22 protein-coding genes are annotated in these 22,701 nt (G+C 38.1%); 13 read left to right on the top strand and 9 right to left on the bottom strand.

Annotated elements, in window-relative coordinates:
• The first annotated feature begins 79 nt into the window (after positions 1-79).
• Entirely contained in the window at positions 80-835 is a 756-nt protein-coding gene (gene cysZ / locus HRT55_RS01910) for a sulfate transporter CysZ (protein ID WP_291618379.1), read from the top strand.
• Positions 836-978: 143 nt separating this feature from the next.
• Positions 979-1,434 carry a hypothetical protein gene (locus HRT55_RS01905; protein ID WP_291618378.1) on the top strand — a complete coding sequence of 152 codons (456 nt, stop codon included), beginning with the start codon at positions 979-981 and terminating at the stop codon, positions 1,432-1,434.
• Positions 1,435-1,729: 295 nt separating this feature from the next.
• On the opposite strand, the gene HRT55_RS01900 is transcribed toward HRT55_RS01905, so the two are convergent.
• Positions 1,730-3,619: a M1 family metallopeptidase gene (locus HRT55_RS01900; RefSeq protein ID WP_291618377.1), complete on the bottom strand. Its 1,890-nt coding sequence runs from the start codon at positions 3,617-3,619 to the stop codon at positions 1,730-1,732.
• Positions 3,620-3,796: 177 nt separating this feature from the next.
• A complete protein-coding gene (locus HRT55_RS01895) occupies positions 3,797-4,693 on the bottom strand; it encodes an OmpA family protein (protein WP_291618376.1) in 897 nt (298 codons plus the stop codon).
• 230 nt (positions 4,694-4,923) lie between these two features.
• Here HRT55_RS01895 and rnt point away from each other — a divergent pair, with 230 nt between their 5' ends.
• Positions 4,924-5,640, top strand: coding sequence for a ribonuclease T (rnt, locus tag HRT55_RS01890; protein WP_291618375.1), 717 nt, complete (start codon positions 4,924-4,926; stop codon positions 5,638-5,640).
• A complete protein-coding gene (locus HRT55_RS01885) occupies positions 5,627-5,767 on the top strand; it encodes a hypothetical protein (RefSeq protein WP_291618374.1) in 141 nt (46 codons plus the stop codon). The genes rnt and HRT55_RS01885 overlap by 14 nt, the downstream gene beginning before the upstream one ends.
• 101 nt (positions 5,768-5,868) lie before the next feature.
• Here the strand turns inward: HRT55_RS01885 and HRT55_RS01880 are convergent, their stop codons facing one another.
• Entirely contained in the window at positions 5,869-6,474 is a 606-nt protein-coding gene (locus HRT55_RS01880) for a peroxiredoxin (RefSeq protein WP_291613232.1), read from the bottom strand.
• Positions 6,475-6,560: 86 nt separating this feature from the next.
• Positions 6,561-6,911 carry a Grx4 family monothiol glutaredoxin gene (locus HRT55_RS01875; RefSeq protein ID WP_291613234.1) on the bottom strand — a complete coding sequence of 117 codons (351 nt, stop codon included), beginning with the start codon at positions 6,909-6,911 and terminating at the stop codon, positions 6,561-6,563.
• A 287-nt stretch (positions 6,912-7,198) separates the two neighbouring features.
• Between HRT55_RS01875 and HRT55_RS01870 the strand changes: the two genes are divergently transcribed.
• The 6 genes from HRT55_RS01870 to HRT55_RS01845 all read left to right on the top strand — a co-directional run bounded on the left by HRT55_RS01870 (position 7,199) and on the right by HRT55_RS01845 (position 14,721).
• Complete coding sequence (locus HRT55_RS01870) at positions 7,199-7,780, top strand: Fe-Mn family superoxide dismutase (protein WP_291618373.1); 582 nt, start codon at positions 7,199-7,201, stop codon at positions 7,778-7,780.
• A gap of 803 nt (positions 7,781-8,583) precedes the next feature.
• Positions 8,584-9,879: a hypothetical protein gene (locus tag HRT55_RS01865; RefSeq protein ID WP_287205214.1), complete on the top strand. Its 1,296-nt coding sequence runs from the start codon at positions 8,584-8,586 to the stop codon at positions 9,877-9,879.
• Positions 9,869-11,527 carry a hypothetical protein gene (locus HRT55_RS01860; RefSeq protein ID WP_287205215.1) on the top strand — a complete coding sequence of 553 codons (1,659 nt, stop codon included), beginning with the start codon at positions 9,869-9,871 and terminating at the stop codon, positions 11,525-11,527. The genes HRT55_RS01865 and HRT55_RS01860 overlap by 11 nt, the downstream gene beginning before the upstream one ends.
• 2 nt (positions 11,528-11,529) lie before the next feature.
• Complete coding sequence (locus HRT55_RS01855) at positions 11,530-13,509, top strand: hypothetical protein (RefSeq protein WP_287205216.1); 1,980 nt, start codon at positions 11,530-11,532, stop codon at positions 13,507-13,509.
• Complete coding sequence (locus HRT55_RS01850; protein WP_287205218.1) at positions 13,506-13,907, top strand: hypothetical protein; 402 nt, start codon at positions 13,506-13,508, stop codon at positions 13,905-13,907. Before HRT55_RS01855 ends, HRT55_RS01850 begins: the two co-directional genes overlap by 4 nt.
• Before the next feature lie 316 nt (positions 13,908-14,223).
• On the top strand, positions 14,224-14,721 hold the full coding sequence (locus HRT55_RS01845) for a hypothetical protein (protein WP_287205219.1): 498 nt from the start codon (positions 14,224-14,226) through the stop codon (positions 14,719-14,721).
• A gap of 29 nt (positions 14,722-14,750) precedes the next feature.
• On the opposite strand, the gene HRT55_RS01840 is transcribed toward HRT55_RS01845, so the two are convergent.
• Positions 14,751-15,677, bottom strand: coding sequence for an IS110 family transposase (locus HRT55_RS01840; protein WP_287205224.1), 927 nt, complete (start codon positions 15,675-15,677; stop codon positions 14,751-14,753).
• Positions 15,678-16,073: 396 nt separating this feature from the next.
• Here HRT55_RS01840 and HRT55_RS01835 point away from each other — a divergent pair, with 396 nt between their 5' ends.
• On the top strand, positions 16,074-16,718 hold the full coding sequence (locus HRT55_RS01835; RefSeq protein WP_287205221.1) for a hypothetical protein: 645 nt from the start codon (positions 16,074-16,076) through the stop codon (positions 16,716-16,718).
• Between the two features lie 459 nt (positions 16,719-17,177).
• Here the strand turns inward: HRT55_RS01835 and HRT55_RS01830 are convergent, their stop codons facing one another.
• Positions 17,178-17,477 carry a glutathione S-transferase C-terminal domain-containing protein gene (locus HRT55_RS01830; protein ID WP_353805756.1) on the bottom strand — a complete coding sequence of 100 codons (300 nt, stop codon included), beginning with the start codon at positions 17,475-17,477 and terminating at the stop codon, positions 17,178-17,180.
• Between the two features lie 425 nt (positions 17,478-17,902).
• Between HRT55_RS01830 and HRT55_RS01825 the strand changes: the two genes are divergently transcribed.
• Together HRT55_RS01825 and HRT55_RS01820 are read left to right on the top strand one after the other, a co-directional pair.
• Positions 17,903-18,781: a tyrosine-type recombinase/integrase gene (locus HRT55_RS01825; protein WP_291618372.1), complete on the top strand. Its 879-nt coding sequence runs from the start codon at positions 17,903-17,905 to the stop codon at positions 18,779-18,781.
• A gap of 7 nt (positions 18,782-18,788) precedes the next feature.
• Positions 18,789-19,985 carry an IS91 family transposase gene (locus tag HRT55_RS01820; protein ID WP_291618371.1) on the top strand — a complete coding sequence of 399 codons (1,197 nt, stop codon included), beginning with the start codon at positions 18,789-18,791 and terminating at the stop codon, positions 19,983-19,985.
• Positions 19,986-20,426: 441 nt separating this feature from the next.
• Here HRT55_RS01820 and HRT55_RS01815 read toward each other — a convergent pair whose 3' ends face one another.
• From HRT55_RS01815 to HRT55_RS01805, 3 genes are all read right to left on the bottom strand, one after another.
• Positions 20,427-21,134 (bottom strand): hypothetical protein, encoded by a 708-nt coding sequence (locus HRT55_RS01815; protein WP_287205991.1) that lies wholly within the window; start codon positions 21,132-21,134, stop codon positions 20,427-20,429.
• Between the two features lie 89 nt (positions 21,135-21,223).
• The gene (locus HRT55_RS01810) at positions 21,224-22,186 is read right to left on the bottom strand and encodes a toll/interleukin-1 receptor domain-containing protein (RefSeq protein WP_287205988.1); all 963 of its coding nucleotides are present in this window, start codon (positions 22,184-22,186) and stop codon (positions 21,224-21,226) included.
• A gap of 144 nt (positions 22,187-22,330) precedes the next feature.
• The gene (locus HRT55_RS01805; protein ID WP_287205985.1) at positions 22,331-22,678 is read right to left on the bottom strand and encodes a hypothetical protein; all 348 of its coding nucleotides are present in this window, start codon (positions 22,676-22,678) and stop codon (positions 22,331-22,333) included.
• Positions 22,679-22,701 lie beyond the last annotated feature (23 nt).

Here is a 22,701-nt window from a genome sequence, read left to right as displayed (position 1 = left end):
AGCTGAATCCTGCATATTCAGGTGAAACAGGTATATACTCACCTGAAAAATATCAGTCACTTAGGATTCCCTTAACGTAATGCCTCATTCATCTAAAAAAGCTAAAAATGCCACTATAGTTCACAGTGGTGCCAGTTACTTTTTTAAAGGCTTTAGCCTGATTAGACAAAAAGGTGTACGTCGCTTTGTCTTTATCCCTCTAGCAATCAACGCTCTACTGTTTAGTGTTGCCTTTTATTTTGTCTATTTAGAGCTTAATAACTATATGACCCGCATTATGGCCTGGTTACCCAGCTGGCTTGATTGGTTAAGTGTCATACTATGGCCTTTAGCGGTACTTACTATTCTGGTCATTTTTTCATTTGTATTTAGTACCGTGGCAAATTGGCTAGCCGCCCCTTTTAATGGCTTATTGTCCGAAAAAATGGAGGCTATTCTATCTGGTCAAGAAGCGCCGAAAGGCAATATGCTCGACATAGTTAAAGATGTGCCTAGGACACTAAGTAGAGAATGGCAAAAGCTGAGTTACTATTTACCCCGTGCTTTTGGTTTTTTCATTATTTTGTGGGTTTTACCCATTATTGGCCAAATCATTTGGTTTTTATTTGTTGCTTGGATGATGGCAATACAATATAAAGATTATCCGTTTGATAATCACAAAATACCCTTTGCTCAAATGAAAGCAATATTAAAACAAAATCAGAGCGTTAGTTATAGTTTTGGCATCACGGTCGCGGTATTCTCCATGATTCCCATTGTCAATTTAGTGGTAATGCCAGTCGCCATTTGTGGCGCTACCGCTTTATGGGTGGATTATTACCAAGACAAGGTATAAACCCTATAACAATCAAACTCATTGCGCTATGCCGCGAATTTGTAAGTTTATTTATGCTATTTTTTATACGGATATCGCGTTAATACTAAAAATCGTATATATTTAAATAATATAAAAAACAAACATGAATGGAAGTGACTTAAATGAGAGTAAAACAAGCTGTTAAGCATTTTACCTTACTCAGTATGATAGCAATTGGCGTTAGTGCTTGCTCTTCAACACAAGAGATTGCAGAGCAACCTGCTCAAGCTTCTGCTGTTTTTGAGCCTATCATTGAAGAGATGCTCATTGAAGAGCCTGAAGAAACTATCAGTGCCGTGATTAATAACGGCGTAATTGACATCCCTGTTTTAGAAGATGCGCAAATTTTTGCTGAGTTTAGTGATGCACTGCCTGCAGTAATTAACTACTTCACTCACGCAAGTGAAGCACAGATTATCAACTTTTATCAACAAGCCTTCGGTGAAGCTTATTCACAAGAACGTAAACGCGAGCGATTAACGCTGAAATACCAAGAAGCTGAAGAAACAATGCGTGTGGTCATTTCACAACAAAATAAAAAACGTCAAGTTGATGTGATTATTGAAAGTAAACTGTAATCACCTTGATGGTTATGTAATTACTAACGAATAGATTCATACCTAAAATAAATAAAAGGGCTCAATGTTTTCACATTGAGCCCTTTTTATATCGCTTAATTATCATGCCATCTTTATTATACCAATTCCATTAAGTTTGTGATCTTGTTGTGCATAGGAAAAATAAATCAAAGCAAGGCGCTCGATTGACCAATAGCTGGCTATTAGGATTGAGAGCAATGCCGCTTTAGCATATTTTAACCAGCACAAGTAGGCAATAATTTAATGGGATTGGTATTAGAATGACTTTGCGCAATTATTTTAACACAGCATCAACACTGCCTTGTGCTAAGCCATGGTAGCCAGGGCGTGCTTGTTGATAAACGTCAAGAGCCCATGCTTTACTTTCTGCTTGCTTCGCTAATTCTTTATACAAAGGCACAATCAGTTTACGGCGACCAATACTTTTCAGATACTTGCCCATTGCCGGATATACTTCATTATAACCAACACGAATTGATAGCAAGTACCAAGCGTGGGTAATTTCGGCATTAGTACTATTAGTTAAATCAAAAGCTTTATCTAGGTTGACCATACGCTCTTGCTTAGTATCAAGAGGTAAGTTATTGATAAAGTGTAACCATTCATGCAAAGTCCATTGAGCGGTAGGTAATTGAGCTAGTGTTATCTCGTTAGCAGTTAATTGCTTGATTTGTCGATCAATAATGGTGAAAGCGTTCGAAGTAGGCTGTGGTGCATAGCTAGGTAAACCAGCATCAAAGATCCACTCATTGATCTCACTATCACTAACAATATTTGGGTACTTGTCCGTTAAGTTCGCTTTTAAGTATTTAATAAAGTTGACTGTACCTAAACTTTCAAAGGCATGACTGTCAAAATATTCTAGTACAAAAGCATCAAAACGTTCACGACCAAACTTCTGTTCTAGGTACATTAAGAACAACTGACCTTTAACATAGGGTACACCTGAGAAAGCATCATCAGGATCACGACCTTCTAAATCGATATAAAGTTTAGTATCGCCTGGAGCAAGTTCTAATAATTCAGCATTTAAATCTTGTGCACCAAGTGCTTGTTCCATTACCGCACGTTCGGTACCAAAAACGGCTTCCATAATGCGATTTTCAACATAACTGGTAAAACCTTCGTTTAACCAAAGATCACGCCAGCTTTCATTAGTAACCAAGTTACCTGACCAAGAATGAGCAAGTTCATGCGCAATTAAGTTAACTAAACTTTTATCACCAGCAACAACCGTTGGTGTGATAAAGGAAAGACGTGGGTTTTCCATGCCTCCAAAAGGAAAGCTTGGTGGTAACATCAATAAGTCGTAACGACCCCAACGATATTTGCCATACATGTCTTCAGCTTTATCAATCATCGCTTGAGTATCATCAAATTCAGCAACGGCTGCATCTAAAATATAAGACTCGGCATAAATACCGGTTTGATGACTCATTGCTTTGAACTGCAGGTCACCAACACCAATAGCGATTAAATAAGGCGGAATAGCTTGTGGCATGGTGAAGAAGTAATCTCCATCACGTTCAGTGCCTAGTTCATTGTTTGCACTCATTACCGCTAATAAGTCTTTATCGGTAGTTATACGCGCAGTGTAAGTAACACGAACACTTGGCGTATCCTGAATTGGAATCCAAGAACGAGCGTGGATTGCTTGGTTTTGACTAAATAGAAACGGCTTTTCTTTACCCGCCGTTTGCTCAGCCGATAACCATTGTAATCCTGACGCTTTTTCAGTGGAGTGATAATAAATACGCACTTTTTCAGCGTTAAATTGAGTATCTATAGTTAGCTTGCTACCTAAAACGTCATCACGCTTAGCTAGCTCATAATTCACCTTCACCCACTGGCCTTGGCTATTTTTTGCCATGATACGGTGAATGACAAGATCGCGGGTATCTAAAATTAATGGTGTTTTGTTTTTGCTAGCCCAATCGAGTGATAACTCAGCAAAACCAGACAAAGATTTTTTATCAAAATCAACATTAAGATCAAGATACACATGCGTCGCTTTAACTTGATCATAATTAGCGTAAGTATATGCATCTGTTAACTTAGATACCTTAGTGTGTTGATGTTGCTCTCCATCATGCGCCCACGTAATCGGTGCTACAGACGCTGTAAAACAGCCAAGTAACAAGCAAAGTTTTGAAAAATGTTTCATGACATTTAACCCTTTAAAATAAAAAGTCGCACTCAAATAGAGCACAGACGAAAACAGGCCTGTAGATTACTTTGAATCTACAGGCCTGTTCAATACTTTACTTGAGATATTTTTTAGTTTTGGTTGAGTTATTAGCAAGTATTATTTACAAAACTCTGTCTATAAGCACTTAACTGCTTAAGGTTTTTGCATTTGAATAACCACTCGGCGGTTTTTTCCTCTACCTAGAGTAGTGTCATTCGAGGCTATATGACGTTTTTCACCGTAGCCTTTCGCGGCAATTCGACTTACATCGATACCATTTTTAACAAAATAATCTCTGATTTTTGCTGCGCGACGCTCGGATAACTTTAAGTTTGACCAACGGCCACCATAACTATCAGAATAAGCATCAATCAATACCAACTCTAAATCAGGATCTAGACTCAAATACTGACGAATCATATCGATACGTCTTTGTGATGCCTTAGTAAATTTATCACTGCTCGATTGATAGTTAAGTACGGTATAGGCAATATCATCAAAACTGTAATTAAGCAGGTTACCAACACAGCCAACAAAATCTTTATAGGCTTTTTGAAAGCGTGCTGTTGATAAACCAACCGATATTTTATCTTGCTCGCTATACCAGTCGTTATAGTAAAAGGTAGGACTCATGCCCTGCTCTAGTTCACTTAACATAGTCCAAGCAACTTTTTTGGGTAAACTCGGGTTAAACTGTTTATGTAATTTCATCGTCGCTAAGGTGCGAGAGCCAACACCTGGTTGCCAGTTAGGTGCAACACTGCGAACTTCCGCTAATGAGTAGTTATCCGGTAATAACATCATATCGAGCTCAAATTCCATATTAAGTTTGCGGCTAGCTTTTGCTGAAAAACGCGCTTCACCATAGCGAGGAATTTGATGTGACAAGGTACATTGCAGGCGAGAATCATCCGATAATTGCCATTGTGAGTTATGGATGTCAGCACTATATTGTCGGATACCCGCGCGGGCATCACTGGCAAATAAACTAGCCGTTAAGCTAGCTATGACAAAAAAAGATGAACTCATTGCTGCGATTATTGGTTTCATAATTATGCACAATATTGAAAGCGGTAACGAGCATTACACTTTAGCCCGTATTAGATATATAAAGTTATCGTCCTAAACTGAGATAACTTTAGCATTTTATCGGTGAAATATCGCTTTTCACCCTAAAAAATAGACTTAATGAGTCAGATACAATGTTCACTGTCGTTTTTAAATTAACTTTCTGCGATAATCAACAACATTACTTTTCTCTCTTCATTACACAGTGACCAATGTCTGAATCAAGCTCAATAGATAGCCAGAAAAAAACTCAAGCCAATACTGAAAACGTTAAAAGCGCCTTTGCTCAAAGATTTCGTGGCTACTTCCCCGTCGTTATCGATGTTGAAACAGCAGGTTTTAACTCTCAAACGGATGCGTTACTTGAGCTTGCCGCCTCAATGCTGCATTTAGATGAAGCCACCGGTGATTTCTCTATCGATGAAACCATACAATTTAACATTGAACCTTTTGAAGGGGCTAATCTTGAACCCAAAGCATTGGAATTTACTGGCATTGATCCGACGAATCCATTACGTGGCGCTGTTGAGGAAGATGTAGCGCTTAAAGGGCTTTTTAAATTAGTTCGAAAAAAAATGAAAGCTGCCGGTTGTCAGCGAGCGATTATTGTTGCCCACAATGCAGCCTTTGATTTAGGCTTTTTAAATGCCGCTACCGAGCGCTGTAAAATTAAACGTAGCCCTTTTCATAGCTTTGTTAGTTTTGATACTACAACCTTAGCCGGCCTTGCCTTAGGTCAAACTGTACTAGCCAAAGCCTGCATGGCGGCCAATATAGACTTTAATAATAATGAAGCACACAGCGCGCTTTATGATACAGAGAAGACTGCTGAGCTATTTTGTCACATTGTAAACAAGTGGCGAGCTTTAGGTGGTTGGCCGTTAGCTGAGATAGAAGCTGATACTGAAACGAAAGATGAAACACAGTAGAAAACTGCCGGCTAAATCAATATATTTTTGTCACATTGTTAATAAGTGGCGGGCACTAGGTGGTTGGCCGTTAGCCGAGGCAGAGAGTGAATCTGAAGCTGAAGCACAGGAAAAAATCCCAAGCTGACTTCATTGAATTTAAGACATAAAAAAACCGCTTGCGCGGTTTTTTTGTTTTTACTTTCTCGTTAACTAATTTTAACAACCAAGTTAACGATTAAGCAAAAATTATAACTTATCTGCATTATCAGTAAGGTAAGCAGCTACGCCTTCAGTAGACGCTGTCATACCTTTATCGCCTTTCTTCCAACCTGCAGGACAAACTTCGCCATGGTCTTGGTGGAATTGTAATGCGTCAACCATACGTAACATTTCATCTACATCACGGCCTAGTGGCAAATCGTTGATTACTTGGTGACGTACGTTACCTTCTTCATCAATTAAGAAAGAACCACGGAAAGCAACGCCAGCTTCAGGATGCTCAACATCGTAAGCTTTACAAATTTCATGTTTAACATCAGCAACTAAAGTGTATTGTACTGGACCAATACCACCTTCATTTACTGGAGTGTTACGCCATGCGTTATGAGAAAATTGTGAATCAATTGAAACACCAATTACTTCTACGCCACGGCTTTTAAATTCTTCCATGCGGTGATCAAAAGCTAAAAGCTCAGATGGACAAACAAAAGTAAAATCTAAAGGATAGAAAAATACTACTGCTTTTTTACCTTTAATAGCTTCGCTTAATGTAAAGCTATCTACAATCTCGCCGTTACCTAGTACTGCTGCAGCAGTGAAATCTGGTGCTTGACGACCAACTAATACGCTCATTTTATACTCCATTTTTATTTGTGTTAAAAGTTTAATTATCTGCCGACAAAAAGTGTCGCGGATAGTTAAATATCAATCAGTTAAGATTATGCTTCTGCTGAACTATCGTCTGCTGAGGCATTTCTTGCCGCGGCTTCTTTCACTAAGGTTTGTAATTCACCTTGTTGAAACATTTCCATAATAATATCACAACCACCGACTAACTCGCCTTCAACCCATAATTGTGGGAAGGTTGGCCAATCAGCATATTTAGGTAATTCAGCACGAATGTCTGGGTTCTGTAAGATATCAACATAAGCAAATTTCTCTTCACAAGAAATCAATGCTTGTGAAGCTTGTGATGAAAAGCCACAGTTTGGTAATTTAGGAGACCCTTTCATATATAGCAAGATTGTATTTTCGCTAATTTGTTCTTTAATACGCTCAATTGTATCCATAACACCCTCTATTAATTAATGCTTATTCTATTAATTTGTCTGCAATATCTACCATATGGAGATAAAAAATAAATTTTCAACTCTGTTCAATACAAGGTAATAGAATAAGTACTAGCATAAAAGTATATTAACTATTGATTTTTAAAATATATAGCCTTGAAACTTGCCCTAACAGCCCCTATATAACTTTATGACCTGAATAAATAATACTTGAGTATTTTACTCAAGTTTATATGAAAACACACCTATTTTTGGTGGAAAATTAGAATTATAACTAGGAGAGTATCATGGCCATTGAATTACCGGCATTACCTTACGAGCAAAATGCTTTAGAGCCACACATTTCAGCAGAAACTTTATCATTTCATTATGGCAAGCACCACAATACATACGTTGTTAAGCTTAATGGCTTAATTGGCGGTACTGAGTTCGAAAATAAAAGCTTAGAAGAGATTGTTAAAAGCTCTTCAGCGGGTATTTTTAACAACGCAGCACAAATCTGGAACCATACTTTTTACTGGAACAGCTTAAGTCCAAATGGTGGCGGTGAGCCATCAGGTGATTTACTAGCAGCTATTAACAGTAACTTCGGTTCATTTGATGAATTCAAAGCTAAGTTCACTGATAGCGCTATTAATAACTTTGGCTCTAGCTGGACTTGGTTAGTGAAAAACGCTGACGGCAGCTTAGCGATTGTAAATACTTCTAATGCAGCAACACCATTAACAGACGAAGGTGTTACGCCACTTATGACTGTAGATTTATGGGAACATGCTTACTACATTGATTACCGCAATGTAAGACCAAATTACCTTAACGGTTTTTGGGCATTAGCTAACTGGGATTTTGCTCAAGCTAACTTTAGCTAGTAAAGAGTAAATCCGCATATGCCTAGCAAAGTTTCCTTTGCTAGGCACTTTCAACACAGAACAATAGCTACCAACTTCATTTTAAATCCAAAGACTCCAATAAATCCCCGATATTGAATTTTGCCTGCATTTAATTTACCTATATAGTAACTATCAACAATTTGCACCATCAACACCTATCAAACGCGCATTAGAACATCTGACCTTAAACCATGATTTTGCCCAGACAGGCATAAAACTCCGCAGAACAACATTAGATTTTTTAAGTAAATACTAAAATTACAAATAATTTATTGATTAAATCTTCATTAATAAAGCAGTGTTAATTAAAGAGACTTATTAAGAGTTGCATAAATAATCACAACAAAAGCCGTTAATTGGCGTATTAACAGTATCCTTGAATAATTATTCATTATATTTATTTAACAATCAAACCAATAGCTTCGCATTAGTTTTTCTAATGACAAAGCTGTATTTTTTTTAGTTTGTCGGAAGGCTGTATCGCTATTATGATAGCTTTGTTTTCTGAGTTAGCGCAATGATACTTCCTCTTTCTCCCAAAGAGATATCATTAACCGGATTACTTGAACTGATAGATTTCTATCTTTTCTCTCTGACATGTTTCTTGGAATTTAACTTCCTTATATCAACTTGATATTTGAGTTGGCCCGCACTTAGTTTGCGGGCTTTTTTTTTACAGTCAACTTATCAACCATACCCACTACATATATACTTACCACCTATAGATACTTTAATATACATATACTAATGTTGTTATAACTTAATAACTTTGGATATGAATTATGTCAGTCCTAGAAACCATATATCATCAATCAATGATATATAGTCCTTTGTCTCCAGATGCTAAGCATGGGTTTATCCCAAAACCTAAGTCCAAGCTTGTTAAGTCATTTCCACAAATATACTCAGCAGATGGGGAGCCTTGGAAAGAAGCCAACCAGTATGCCTTTAGCCGTTTCTACGATTCACGAATGAAATTAAACACAGTAAGCCGTGAAATGAGTCACATTGCCAGATATGCTGATTGGCTTGAGAAAGGGAATATTCACTGGCTTCACTTCCCAAAGAAGAAGCGAGAGCGTTGCTTGTTTCGGTTTAAAGGCTTCTTGATTGAATGTCGAGAGAATCATCATTTAGCACCATCAACAGTATCTGCTGTAATGAATTCAACTTTAAATTTCTACCGCTGGGCCTCACGAGAAATGCTTGCTCAATGCAGGTATGATATGTGGGAAGAAAAATCCAAGGCAGTTAAGTTCTTTGATAGGACTGGATTTTCAAGAACGATGAACGTTATGTCTTCGGAACTATTCATACCTAATAAAAGAAGAACGGGGGTAACATTAGAGGATGGGCTGCTCCCATTGAACAAAGAATCATTAGACACCCTAATGCTACACCTTACAAATCATAGTAACTATGAACTATATTTATTTCATAAAGTTGCTATTCAAACAGGTTGTCGTTACGAAACAATTTCAACGCTGACCTCTGAAGCGTTAAAAAACGCTTATCAAGATCCCAACATGAAACACATAATGAGAGTAAGTGTTGGCCCATCAACGGCTGTTAAAACTAAGTTCGATGTGAGCGGACCGATCATGTTTCCTCAGGTATTACTTCAAGAGCTTGTTGATTACTATGATTCGGCTGAAGCAATACTCAGGCGTTCTAAAGCGTCCAACGAACATATAAAAAACATATTCTTAACCTCTTGTGGCAACCTATATACAAGAGCATCGTTCTCAACGATTATCGGTAGATTGAGAGCTGAATTGGTCGAGCTAGGTCATACCGAATTTGGTCGTTTCAAATTCCATCAATTAAGAGCGACTTTCGGAACGATGACGATGGAACATTGTTTAAATTCAAAGGCTATCTCAAGTAGTGGTGCGATTGAATTTGTGCGAGATGCCATGCTCCATAAAGACGCTTCAACGACTTGGAAGTATGTGGCGTTTATCAATAAAGTGCCGCAAGATAAAGCGTTCTATGAATCATTATGGGCAATGTTCACAGGTAGTGTTGAACAAACTGACGAATTAGTCGAAGGCTTAACAGGCCGTTATGATGGATGAAAAGCTACCAAACTTAATAGTTGTGCATCGAAGAATTGAGCAGCCAGAGTCAGGTGCTTGGGACTTAACACCTATGGCCTTTAATGGCGGAGGGAAGGTGCATAGAAGTAAAAAATATCTTAATAATGTTTATAAACTTTCAGTCGTTGAACATCGAGTTAAATGGCTAGTTAAAGCAAAGGAACATATCGAAGGGTGCTTGGACATCGGCGAAATGGCCTCATCGAGCGCTAAAGGCCGCATCCAATTTTTAAAAGTATTCATCTCTTTTTGTGATAAAAAAAATATATCAATTGATATAGCTAACGATATTCAAACCGCTTTTTATACGTTCGCTGAATATGAGTTTATTCGTGAGCAGCAAAATAAAATAAAATTTAAACAAGGCTCTGGTTATAAAGCTTGTTACCACTTATCCAAATTGTTATCAGCAATCACTGAACTAGACAGTATTGATATTAAATCGACACGGTTAAAGCCAAAGAGAAACTCACGCAGAGCTATAAGTCGCGAGGCTGATAAAACGAATCTTGAAGATGCGGCTAAGTTTGCTAAGTTCGCTTATGATATATGTAACAACTTTGACCCCAAATTACTAAATAGCAAAAAATTACCCATCTTAGTTAATGTGCGAAAGGAATTAACCGCAACAGAAATAAATCTCACCCCCGTTATTAAAGATGACACTGTTGTCTCTGGCGATTATACAGAGACTGCCGCAAGACATGCCTTTAATAATAGAGTGGCCTTTGAGTGTTTAATGTTTCTAGCGATGACCATGCAAAACCCCGCCCCAACGTTCAGCTTAAGAATGCAAGATTGTGATTTTAAACCGATGGGTGAAAATTATGAAGTGCGAGCATTTAAAAACCGTAGAGGCGGCGAAGTGCTTTTTAAAATCCCCAAACCATACAGAAAGTCGTTTGAGGCATATTTAACGTTCATACGCGAGTATGCCGAGAGCAATGGACATCTATTTCCTATGCTCACCCATGAAGGTGCTTATAGGAAAAGAAGGGATTCTGATTGGGCTACAGGTACAAAATTAGCAAGAACTTATAGTATCCCCACTATTGCACCGAAAAACTTTAGGAAGATAGGTCTAAATATATTATTAAGACTGTCATCTGATGAACAAGCCACAGCAGACCACGGCAATCATAGCTTGGAGATTTTTCGAGAGTCCTATGAATTTCCTTCCCAACAGCGAGCAGCGGTTGAGCTTACACGTTTCTGGGAGGCTAATGACCCACTAGAGCATGGAGAGCCCAAGTTGTCCTTATTCAGTACTGCTTGTACAGGTGAACCAGTACCCTTTGATGATGCAACCGATAAACTCGCAAAGCCTGACTGTTTAACCCCAAGCGGCTGTATGGGGTGTAAGAATTATAGAGACGATGATTCATTAGTATACGTATGGAACCTTTTTAGCTTCCGATACTTAAAGGTCATTGAATCAAGCTCATATCTGGACGATGGACAAAAACCGTCGAACATCGCGATTGACTGGGTGAACTCAAAAATAAATTGGTTCAATAGATCTGAAAACTCAGTACATAAAGAATGGATTGAAGAAGCGAAAATGCGAATTGACGAAGGCGAATATCACCCCAGTTGGGAACGAAAAATACAGAAGTATGAGGCATAACGATGCAACAAAACACGATTGAAAACCTCCAATTTAGAGCTGAGTTTGAATTTGTCACAGAAAAATCTTCATGCTTTAAATCTATTGCCTACCCTCCTAATGATGACTTTGCAATGTCGATTAATGAAGATGGTACAGTGATATCGCGATATGGGGATGACGTGTGGGATTTTAGCGTGTTTGGTTCAACTCGTAAAATGCACTTCAAAAAATATGACGATGTAAATAAAACACTATTCAAGAAAATCATGTTTTATAAAATTTATAGTCATTTATTTCCTGGTAAATACCTTTCTCTAATAGCCCCATACAAAATTTTACAAAAAGTATTTAAAGCGTGTAGCGAGCAAGGTATTTGTGCCGATGAATTGAGGCAGTTCCCACGGGTCATTGAGCAGATTGCGAACTCTCAAGCAAAGTCTGAATTTAAAAGTGCTGTTTGGTTGTTTACCAGTCTATTGAAAAACCAAGAGCAAATCGGATTTCATTTGCTGGATGCAAAGTCCATCGCTCACTTTTCCCTATTTAACCCCGAATACGAATTAGGGCAAATTGCCTACATCCCCCCTGCAATTTGGAATAATTTCATTCACCATTTAGATGGGGTTCTCGATGATTTTATAGAAAATAAAGACAAACTTGAAAAGGCTTATCATTGGATTACCCGCACTCTGATTCAAAATAAAAAAAACGCGAAAAGTGCATCGTGTTCGATATCTCCTTTTGCTGAAAAGACTCCGAACTATTTGACTAAATACGCTTCTTTCAAGTCATTCCTAAGAGACCATGGCCTTAGTGAATGGTACGAAAAACATCATATTATTGAAGGAACCTTGCGTGACTATACGATAAAAAAGTTTGGTGCCCGTTTAAATGCGACGGTAACTGCTTGTTATTTTTACGTCCTGTTTTATTCTCTTATGAGAATGAGTGAGGCTAAGTCATTAAGAACCGATTGCTTGATTGTTGAAAAGGATGAACGACTCGGCAATTTCTTTATGCTTGTTGGTGAAACCACAAAAACAGACCCAGAATCCGATGCTAGGTGGATAGTCAATCATCGAGTTCAGAAGGCGGTGGAGGTTGCTAAAACATTGGTTGAGTGGAAGCAGAGTCATTTAAAATTGACAAATGACAGTGAATCTCCATATCTATTCCAACGCGTCGATGTTTGGGTTGAATCTGTACACAATTATAAAGCCTTAAATACTCGCAATGCGCACAACATTATGAGTCGTCACGCTACATTTTGGGGGGTAGAAAAGTACAAAATCACACAAGATGACTTTGATAAGGCGATTGCATTAACGCCATCGCTTGAAAGAGAAAAATGGTTTAAAGTAGGAGGTATTTGGGCTTTTGGTTATCACCAGTTCAGGCGGACATTAGCTGTCATGTTTGCGTTGAATGACGTCTCTGCCGCAACAGGGCAATTCCAAATGAAGCATGGTACTCGTGAGCAACAGTTTCATTATATGAATAATCATGGTCGATTAAAATTAAATATATTAGCAAGCCAAGAGGTTACACTCGAATTTTACAATGAAATGGCAAGAGAAATCATTGCGGTAACTGAAGGGGATGACGGTAAAGTGCTTCCGCATAGTAAAGCCCCCGTCAAGGCCGAGATAGTGCATTTTGTAACAAATGGCGAACATAAAAAACTCAGAGCAGCTCAAAAAAATGGCGCTATTGGTTATCGCAAAAACTTACTTGGTGGCTGTATGAAGCAAGGTTCCTGTGAGTATGGTGGTTTTGAAACTGTTACTCACTGCTCTGGCGGGAATAGCAGCAACATGTGTACTGACTTAATTATTGATGGTTCTAAGCGTCAGGAATTTACGGAAGATAAACAATACTATGAAAACCAAATGAATGATTTCCCTAAAGATTCACCTAAATACAGTTCGTTAAAAGCGGAAATGAGAGGTTATGAAAGAGTATTAGCTGTCATTGATTCTAAAAAAGGGAATGTAAAATGAGTAAAGCCGAGAATATATTTAGAGAGGCGTATAAGCGACTAAAAAGTAATACTCCACTCAACGTGGCTAAAGGTACTGCAGTTAGCCAAAACAACGTAGCTAAAGAGGCAGGTAAGCATCCAACGGCGCTTAAGAAGGACCGTTTCCCACTGCTTGTTTTGGAGATTCAAGATTATCTGAAGCTACAAAATATTGACAGCGAAGTTGATATTAAAAAGAAAGCGCTTCGCAAGAAACGAACCATTGAGGAACGCTATGAAGCCTGCAAGAAAGAGCGCGACCAACTGGCGTCTATTTGCGAAGCACAACTTAATGTTATCGAGGCATTGCAAGATGATATCACCGACTATAAAAATGGCACTTCAAAGCAGACCTACTTACCAAAAATCAAATATTAAATGTGATTGGTCAAACTTTTAAATTGATTTGATAAAAAAGAGAGGTGACAAATGGAATTAAATGAACTTAAATGTGTGTTTGATGTAGGAGGTTGAAATTCTGCAATAGTTACACCACCTCCCCTTTCTGGGGCTATATGATAATAGTGTCTGACTCAAATGGCAAAAGCCTCGCTTTCATGTTTTTATTAAATTAGTAAATATTCTAATAATTTGTTTTTAGTATTTATCTATGTTTATGAAAGAGCGCAAAAGCCAATATTTAAACAAGGTTTTTTGCCTAACAATAAGCTGTTTGGGCACAAGGAGACTCCCAATGAATGATGTTACTAAACAAGTATTAGTCGCAGTAATTACCGCAGTAATTCTAGGTTTTTTTGGTTACACCTTTGTTGTTAAGGAAAATCAAATAAAAATAGCGCAACTTGAGAAAAGTCTTACCAAAGAGTCCGAATCGATGGCGAAAAGCATTACTGAAATTTCTAAAAAGTTAGATATTCATTATAACGGTATCAAATCGAGTATCGGTGAGAGCCGTTCAACAATAGATTCATTAAAACTTTTTGTTGTTGCAGCTCACCCTAATAGAGATCATATTTCTCTAACAGCTTCAGTAAAACTTCAATCTCTTAACTCAAATCAGTTTAATGTTTTAGCCACGGGGTTGATGTACTACAAAGATAATTCATCATCAAATTTAAAAACCATAAACTTCGATGATAAATTTACAAAGCTCATAAAAGACAAAAAAATAACCAAAACTGATTTGGACTCTTATTTAAAAGTTCTTGATGTAGAGAAAAAAGTGCCTTAACAAGTTACTATGGTGTCAAACCCTAATATTTAATTCATTTTAGGATCCCAATAGACACCATCTCTCACCATAGAATTTAGCGTGATAACAAGCTTTCTGATACACGCTATTATCGCTACTTTTTTAGGTTTCCCTGCAGCAACTAATCGTTGATATGTTGCTTTAAATGTTGGATTACATTGAATCGCGGACATCATTGCCATGTAAATGGCTGTTCTAATTTGTGATCGTCCACCTCGTATCATTCGTTTGCCTTTATACGAGCCACTGTCCCTATTAAAAGGAGCGACACCGACTAATGATGCCGCCTCTTTATTGTTGATATAGCCGAGCTCGGGCATTTCACTAATTAAGTTAAAGGCCACGACATTTCCAACACCAGGGATGCTTTGAACAATGTCATTTTTAGTTTTATATTCTTCACAGCTTTCGATGAGTTTATGTAATTTATTATCTGTTTTTTCTAACTGATTTTTTATCACTGTAAGCATAGGCTTAATAGAAGAAGTTATTTCTTTGGGCATTATTTGCAGACGGTTTTTCTCCATGGTTTGCATTTCCATAAGCTGACGTCTACGTGATAGTAAATCACTCATCAGCCTTATCTGCTCTGGCTTTAATTGTGATAACTTAGGTTTGATAACTTCTGCATAATGGGCAATTAATTGTGCATCTAATTTATCTGTTTTGGCTCTTTGATTAATGGCACCTGCAAACCTTTTGGTGTTGACAGGATTGGCAATAATAAACGGTATATTAGCTTTTGCACACGCCATTATAAAAGGCTGTTCTAATCGGCCAGTGGCTTCAATAACCACACGGGTAACATTGTATTTTTTGATTGTTTTAATGGCCTCTTTAATACCAGTTTCATCGTTCGAAACGTTGAAATAAATATCTAAGGGACGTATGTAAATGTCGAGTTGAGTTTTACCGGTATCGACACCGACGTTAATTTAATTTTGATTATTTTGTGTATTCATAATAAGCTGACTCTGCCTTGCTATTCGGGCTCGAGGCCCAGTTGACTATCCGAGTTTAGTGCTTGGAGTTTTATACGGCGTTCCATCTTGTTATCGGTCTCTCAATAGAGGAGCCTGCAATCAATCGAACACCGTATAAAAAGGCTTTGGTTGCAGCCAAAGCTTGGGCCTCACTTTACCTAAACTGGTTTTGAAAAGAATAAAAAGATGGATGTATTATCCATACAAGCTAATGAATTCGGACATGTAGCAGTAGGCCAACTTCAGATTCTCTTCACATTTTAGCCAACAATTACATGCCGCTTATTGCGGCGTTAGCATTTGTTGATCCATAATTAACTGTTATTTTTAAATAAGGATATTTTCACGATGAAGACACGAGCGTTATTACTGCTCTTTTTACTGCTCTTTTTGTGTGGTTTTACAGCAAGTGAATTAGTTAAAACTGATTTGTCATCAACGATTACTATTCCATTTTTATCAGTGATAGTTGTCCTTTTAGGAATTTTATTTACTTGGCTTAAACATCTAGACGATTTAAACTTAACTCGTAAGAAAGATGTATCACTTAACTTTATAAAATTTATGAGTGAATACAGGTCAGCGTTAATCAGTATCATTGATCCATATGTAAAGTCTGAAGAGTTTCATTCAAATTTACTTAACTCCACTAGAAATATGGTTGGTGCTTTAGACCAATTTCACGTTATTGCTAAAGATGATATTTCTGCCGAAATCGAATTAAAAAACTTTGAAATCATCAGTATCATGATCAAAATGAATAAAAAAAGTCATGAAGCTGGAGATGATAAAATGGTACTAATCCAATGGCTACTAAAAGAAGATCTACTATCTCAATTAAATGTTATTAGGTATCAAATAATTAAATTAGTTAATAAAGAAATAGGTGATAGTTCTGGGGCAGAAAAACTAAGAAAATCAATTGATAAAAACAATTGCGATTTTAAAAAGTTATTGTCAAACACACTAAGTACAGCAGATAGTACATCGTAAATAAAATGCTATTAAGACGTTCAAACGGGCAAATAACAGTTGATTCAGTTTCGCTACACATTTAAGCCAACTATTACTCGCACCATAGTGGGGCGTAATCGATACAAAACCTAATCCGAAACTGTGGTTTATTTTATTTCATAATGTCCGCAATGTGGCTTGAGTTCAAATGGTGAATGTAACGCTAAGCGGAAGTTACACCACCGTTATTTCTAACGTCCGTTTCAAGGCTCATAGCGGTCATTGATGGATGTCTCTTGAGCATTAAATATGTGAATTTTTGTAGCTCATGGTACTGATGGTCTACAAAAATTCACTAACAGACATTAGGGTATATTAGTCCGCATTCTAACGTTGACTAACCAATAATATGATTAAGTCAATGCTAATATCTATTCATGTCAAATCTAAGCTAATTCATTATTTGGTGTAATGTTTTTCGGTATCGAGCACTTTGTTTTATGTTTTTAATTCAAAATCACTAGCATCATGCCGCTCATGCTTCAATTCACCCCTGGTACGATTGACCATTCCCCCACGTTTAACCGCTGCTCGTTGTCCAATTTCTTCAGTCCTGTGCACTAGGTTTTTATAAGTTTTAGTTTGTAGAAATTGGGTAGCTTCATATATTCTATTTTGTACCAGATCACCATACCAAGGCCATATAGCCATATCAGCAATTGTGTATTGGTCACCATACATATATTTGTTATTCGCAAAATGTTGATCAAGTACATCAAGTTGCTGCTTGATTTCCATGGTAAAACGCTCTATTGGATATTCGACTTTTCTGGTGCATATGTGTAAGAGAAAGCGGATCTACCACTAAATTAAGTTTAATGATTTTTAAAAGCATTAGAGAATAGGGGTTTTGTGCCCATCCCCTCGAAAATGCTATTAGGGAGTTGCCCATTCCCTCGGAATCGGCATTAAGGCCGCAATTAGCCATTATCAAAATGTGTACATAATTATATTGGCAACAAATACCGATCAAAAGTACTCTCATAAGTAATAAGTGTCATACTCCAAACTCGGTTAACCAGTTTCAGCTTTTACCACATTGAACTAAACCGCTCCGCGGTAATGGTGTGTTTGGCAAGCACCGTTCACCCCTTTAACACCTTCACTTATTCCTAAACTAAGTCTTGAGGCATGTAGCCTCACCTTAGCTTGGAGAATACCCCATGAACATCAGCCCATACTTTTCAGTACCACTGCGTCAGCGCATCAACGAAGACATGATCCTGCGTAAACTCGCCACTAACACACAAATTTCTTATATCCGTGGTGTTAATAAATTCTGTGAATTTTTACAACACTCTCCTGAAACATCCACCCAAGAAGAGTTGCGTGAGTTCCAACTTTTCATGGTCACTCACGGTGTTTCTGGTATCACCGTCAATGCCACGCTAACCGCACTTAAGTTCTTATTCAAAATAACACTCGATAAACCTGAAGTCATCGCACGGGTTTGTCCTGTGACGGTTGCACGTAAGTTACCTGTGGTGCTGAGTCTAGACGAGGCTAAGCGCTTTATGTCTTGTACCATGCATCCTAAATTCAAAGCCGCGTTAGCCGTCGGTTATGGCTCGGGATTACGTGTCAGTGAAGTGGTGGCTTTAAAAGTGAGTGATATCGATAGTGAGCGTATGATCCTGCGTATTGAGCAAGGTAAAGGCAGTCGTGATCGCTATGCGCTGTTATCACCCGCACTGGTTGAGCATCTTCGGGATTGGTGGCGTTTTGCGAACAATGAAGGCCAAATGTTTGAAGGTAGTTGGTTATTTCCTGGCTTGAACCCTATCGATCATATGACCTCTCGCCATCTCAGTAGAATATGTAAACAAACCGCTAAGGCCGCGGCCATTGACAAGAATGTATCAATGCACACGTTACGTCATAGTTTTGCTACGCACTTACTTGAAGCGGGTGTAGATATTCGCGTGATTCAGGTATTACTAGGGCATGCTCAACTGAATACCACGGCGCGGTATACGCAAGTGGCCACTGATCTACTCAGACAAGTTATCAGCCCATTAGATTCATTGTCGATAAAGCATTGAGCCGCTCATGCCTCGCCCAACACGGGAAGTCGCCGATGTCTTTCGAGCACACGGCCAACGTTGGCGTGATAGTCATGTAGGCCATGTCAGTTTAGCGCAACTCAAAGTGATGTCTGCCGTTGAGCATTGCCGCAGTGAAGTGCTCGGTGGTCATGTTTTACATTGCCCTGCGTGTGAGCATACTCAAATTGCCTATAACTCGTGTCGCAATCGTCATTGCCCAAAGTGCCAAGCCAGCGCAGCGAAACGTTGGTTAACTGCTAGACAAACTGAGTTATTGCCAGTGGATTACTATCATGTGGTATTTACGTTACCCAACGCCATTAGTGAGTTGGCTTATTACAATAAGTCGGTAATGTATGCTTTGTTACTCAAAGCCGCTGCCAAAACACTGTTAACGATTGGCGCGGATACTAAACATTTAGGTGCTCGCTTAGGTGTGACTTTTGTCTTGCATACGTGGGGCAGTGCCATGACGCATCATCCCCATGTGCATGGCATTGTACCGGGTGGTGGCTTATCGCTTGATGGTGAAAACTGGGTGTCGTGTAAAGCAGGATTCTTCTTACCTGTACGCGTGTTATCACGTTTATTTCGACGATTATATCTTGAGATGTTACGCGAAGCCTTTGAGCATAATGAGTTACTGTTCTTTGGTAAGTGTTTGCCTATTGAGGAAGAAATACCTTTTTTGGCGTGGCTAAACAATCAACGTAACGTTGAATGGGTGGTTTATGCCAAACGACCCTTTGCAGGGCCACAAGCTGTATTGGCTTATCTATCGAGATACACACATCGGGTTGCTATCGCAAACTCACGATTGGTTGCTATGGATAAACAAACGGTCAGTTTCAAGTGGAAGAACTATCGCGTTAAAGAGCAGAATAGACACCGCACCATGATGCTGACTCACGATGAGTTTATCCGACGTTTTTTGCTGCATGTGTTACCCAGTGGTTTTCACCGTATTCGTCATTACGGTTTGACAGCGAATACAGGTCGTAAGAAGAACTTGGATAAAGCACGACAGTTATTAAACGTTAAAGTCCCGATAGTGCCATTGGATAAAGAGATATCGGGTGAGACAAAAACGCATGAGCCAGCAGCTACCTTTGTGTGTCCTTGCTGTGGCGCAGGCATGGAAGTCACTGAAGTCTTACCGCACTTGTATTTGCCTCGTGCACCGCCCTTAATGTTGAATTAGTAGTTCAGATTGGCAAAAGTTAAATTATCGGAAATGGAGATAAGGGCTAGCCTTGTTCGGTTTACCCACAATTGCCGAATAAGGACTAAGATAAAATAGCATTAGGAGAAATATCACAGTGAAAAACACGTTGAAGCAACGTAAATTAATATTGATAAAGTATTTTACCCACCAAGACCAAAAGATAACAGAGCAATCCCCATAGCACAGCGCTAGCTTCCCGCGGTTTCTTCATTGTGAGCCTTTCAGACATCAGCCTTCAGTTGAAGAGTTGTTGATAGGTTTTGTGTATTGGCTGATATCTGAAAACCTTAACAAAGAAGACATTAGTCATTTATATGAATAGTATATTTGGATTAGATTTTGTATTGATAACAACTTGCTGCCTAACGGCAGCAAAATAACACTATTGGCTATGGACGTGAGATAGGCTCATATGTGTTAGGTCTCTTTACTCTTAAGTAAATAAGAAAATAGACCTTCTAGGCTTCCTGCCTGTAGTAGAACTTTCGGTAATACTTGCATAAAAATCGCTGATGATTCATAAAAATCGGTAACAACATTAAATACCAATTTTGTATTTAAATGCTGGATCGTATTTAGCTGTAATAAAGCATCCGAATTACGATGAGCTATAATATTATTTCTTTCAAAATGCAGTTGTGTCGCAGCCTTATCTCTTGATTTACGCAACAACCTTAGTGATTTAAACAATTCTTTCTGTAGTTTCTCTTCGACAGAAGACTGAATAAGTAGCTCTTTTAAATTTTTACTACTCGCCTTACTCATATCCCATTCGTAGATAGTGAGAAGAATAATTCTCAAGGAGAGTAATCTCTTCCACTCGTCATGGTGTGTAAGAGCATCAATTTTAACTGTTTGGATATCTTTTTCAGCAATTAGAAAGAATAGCCCTAAATTCATTAAAACTTGTACGCATTCATTATCAGTATTTCGTGCCCTGATTATTTCTTTTTTAAGCGTTTTCAACGTATCAGTTAACACACGGTTTTTCTTCCTTTCCTTGATAGTAAGCGACACTCTAGAATAAAAACGAGTAACACTCATAAAGTACTTGCTGTACTTTATTTGAAAGTATCTCTTTCTTACCGAAAATGGTGCTTCTGCGATACTTTCATATTTAGGCATAGACGAAGTTTCCCTTGAGACCAACGCCCTGTTAACGGGCAATAAAATAGTTGGCTAAAAATTAGCGACGAAGGAGCAAAAGCCAGCTGTTATTTGTCCGTTTGAACGCCTTGTATGCAGTCTTGACCAGTAGATGTGAAATCTGGGCTACCATTTGTTTGTATCACATATTCGAACGACACCTCGTCAGATTCACTGCCACGAGTATCATCTTTTATGTCTATAATTTTTATTGCTGCAAAAAAGCCATTTACATTTTGTACTACTGCTATTTGATTAAGGTTTGGTCTTCGAACTCTAGATGAACCATCATAAACTCTTGCATCATCGATATCGGAGATAGAGTGACGATCCTTTACTACAGCAACCGTTCTTATATTCTGTGGATCATTATAAAGCTGTATACACCTGTCACTTGATTTAGAAAAATCTAACTCGAATGCCAATTGGCCTTGCCCAATAAAATAATGCCCATTGTTGTTTGAGTAATCAAAAGTTACAGTCCCTTTAACCGCAGGTGAAACATACTTTTCCGAGGCAGGTATAAATTTTTGCTCTGCAAAATATTTAGCCGTTTTAAATGGGTTTTCTCCTATTAGTGGTATAGGAAGTACTGGTTCATCTAGCAATTCACGTAATAACTCTTCATAAGAATTTTCATATAAAGATTCATTTTCAAAGCTAACATATAGCCTCCCAGCTAAAAAAATAGGCGCCTTTTTAGCTGTGCTATTATTTCTGATTACTGGTACTACCCAGTTTGTATTTAAATCAGACATCAATTCTGCCGTCATTATTTGCTTTTCATATCCGACACCGCCATATCCATCATTGGCTTTTTGAACATAACTTTCTGAACAAATGCTAACTATTCTATTTGATGCAGATAACCCTCTTTCCATAAATGAAGCTAAATCTTGACCTAACTTCAGATTCCAACGGTCTAATAAGACATTAAGTCCGTTAGATCTCAGCCTTGTAGCAAGCTGTAATACCCAATCTTTATGTGATTCATCATCATGGGAATAAGATATAAATACTGTAGGTTCCATTTCTACTTCTTCTCTTTTTGAATATGCGGTGGTCGATACAAATTGACTACTAACGCCCTGTTAACAGGCAAAAAATAGTTGGCTCAAATGTTGAGAAACAAAAACAGCCAACTGTTTTTTCGTCCTGCTTGATTGGCTTATGCATTACCTATCACGCACTTCAATTGTAAAGTCAGGAGCATCTTCCCATTTTATTGTTTTTACAGAGCCAGTACAGCCACTTCGAGTTGTTCTATATGTAGTGATACCAGTTACTTTTTTATCAGTAAACCAAATTATTTTGTGGTCGTTATAGCCAAATCCTGCACCTGAAACACAATATTGCCATGCTTCCTGTTGTCCTTGAAATTGTCGGTCGTATGGTATTCCAAGTATTTCAATAACCTTCTCTTTAGGGTCTCCAGCATCGATTAAAATAGTTTTATTATCGAGAGTTCCACAGCCCTGAAGAACAAAAAAAACGAACAGGGAAATAAAATATTTTTTCATCATGCTCAAAACTCCGTTGTAATACA

Origin of the sequence: Colwellia sp. (assembly GCF_013214175.1) — a bacterium.
Taxonomy (GTDB): Bacteria; Pseudomonadota; Gammaproteobacteria; order Enterobacterales; family Alteromonadaceae; genus Colwellia.
Note: the sequence above shows the minus strand (reverse complement) of the source record. Positions and strands in the feature narration are given on the sequence as shown.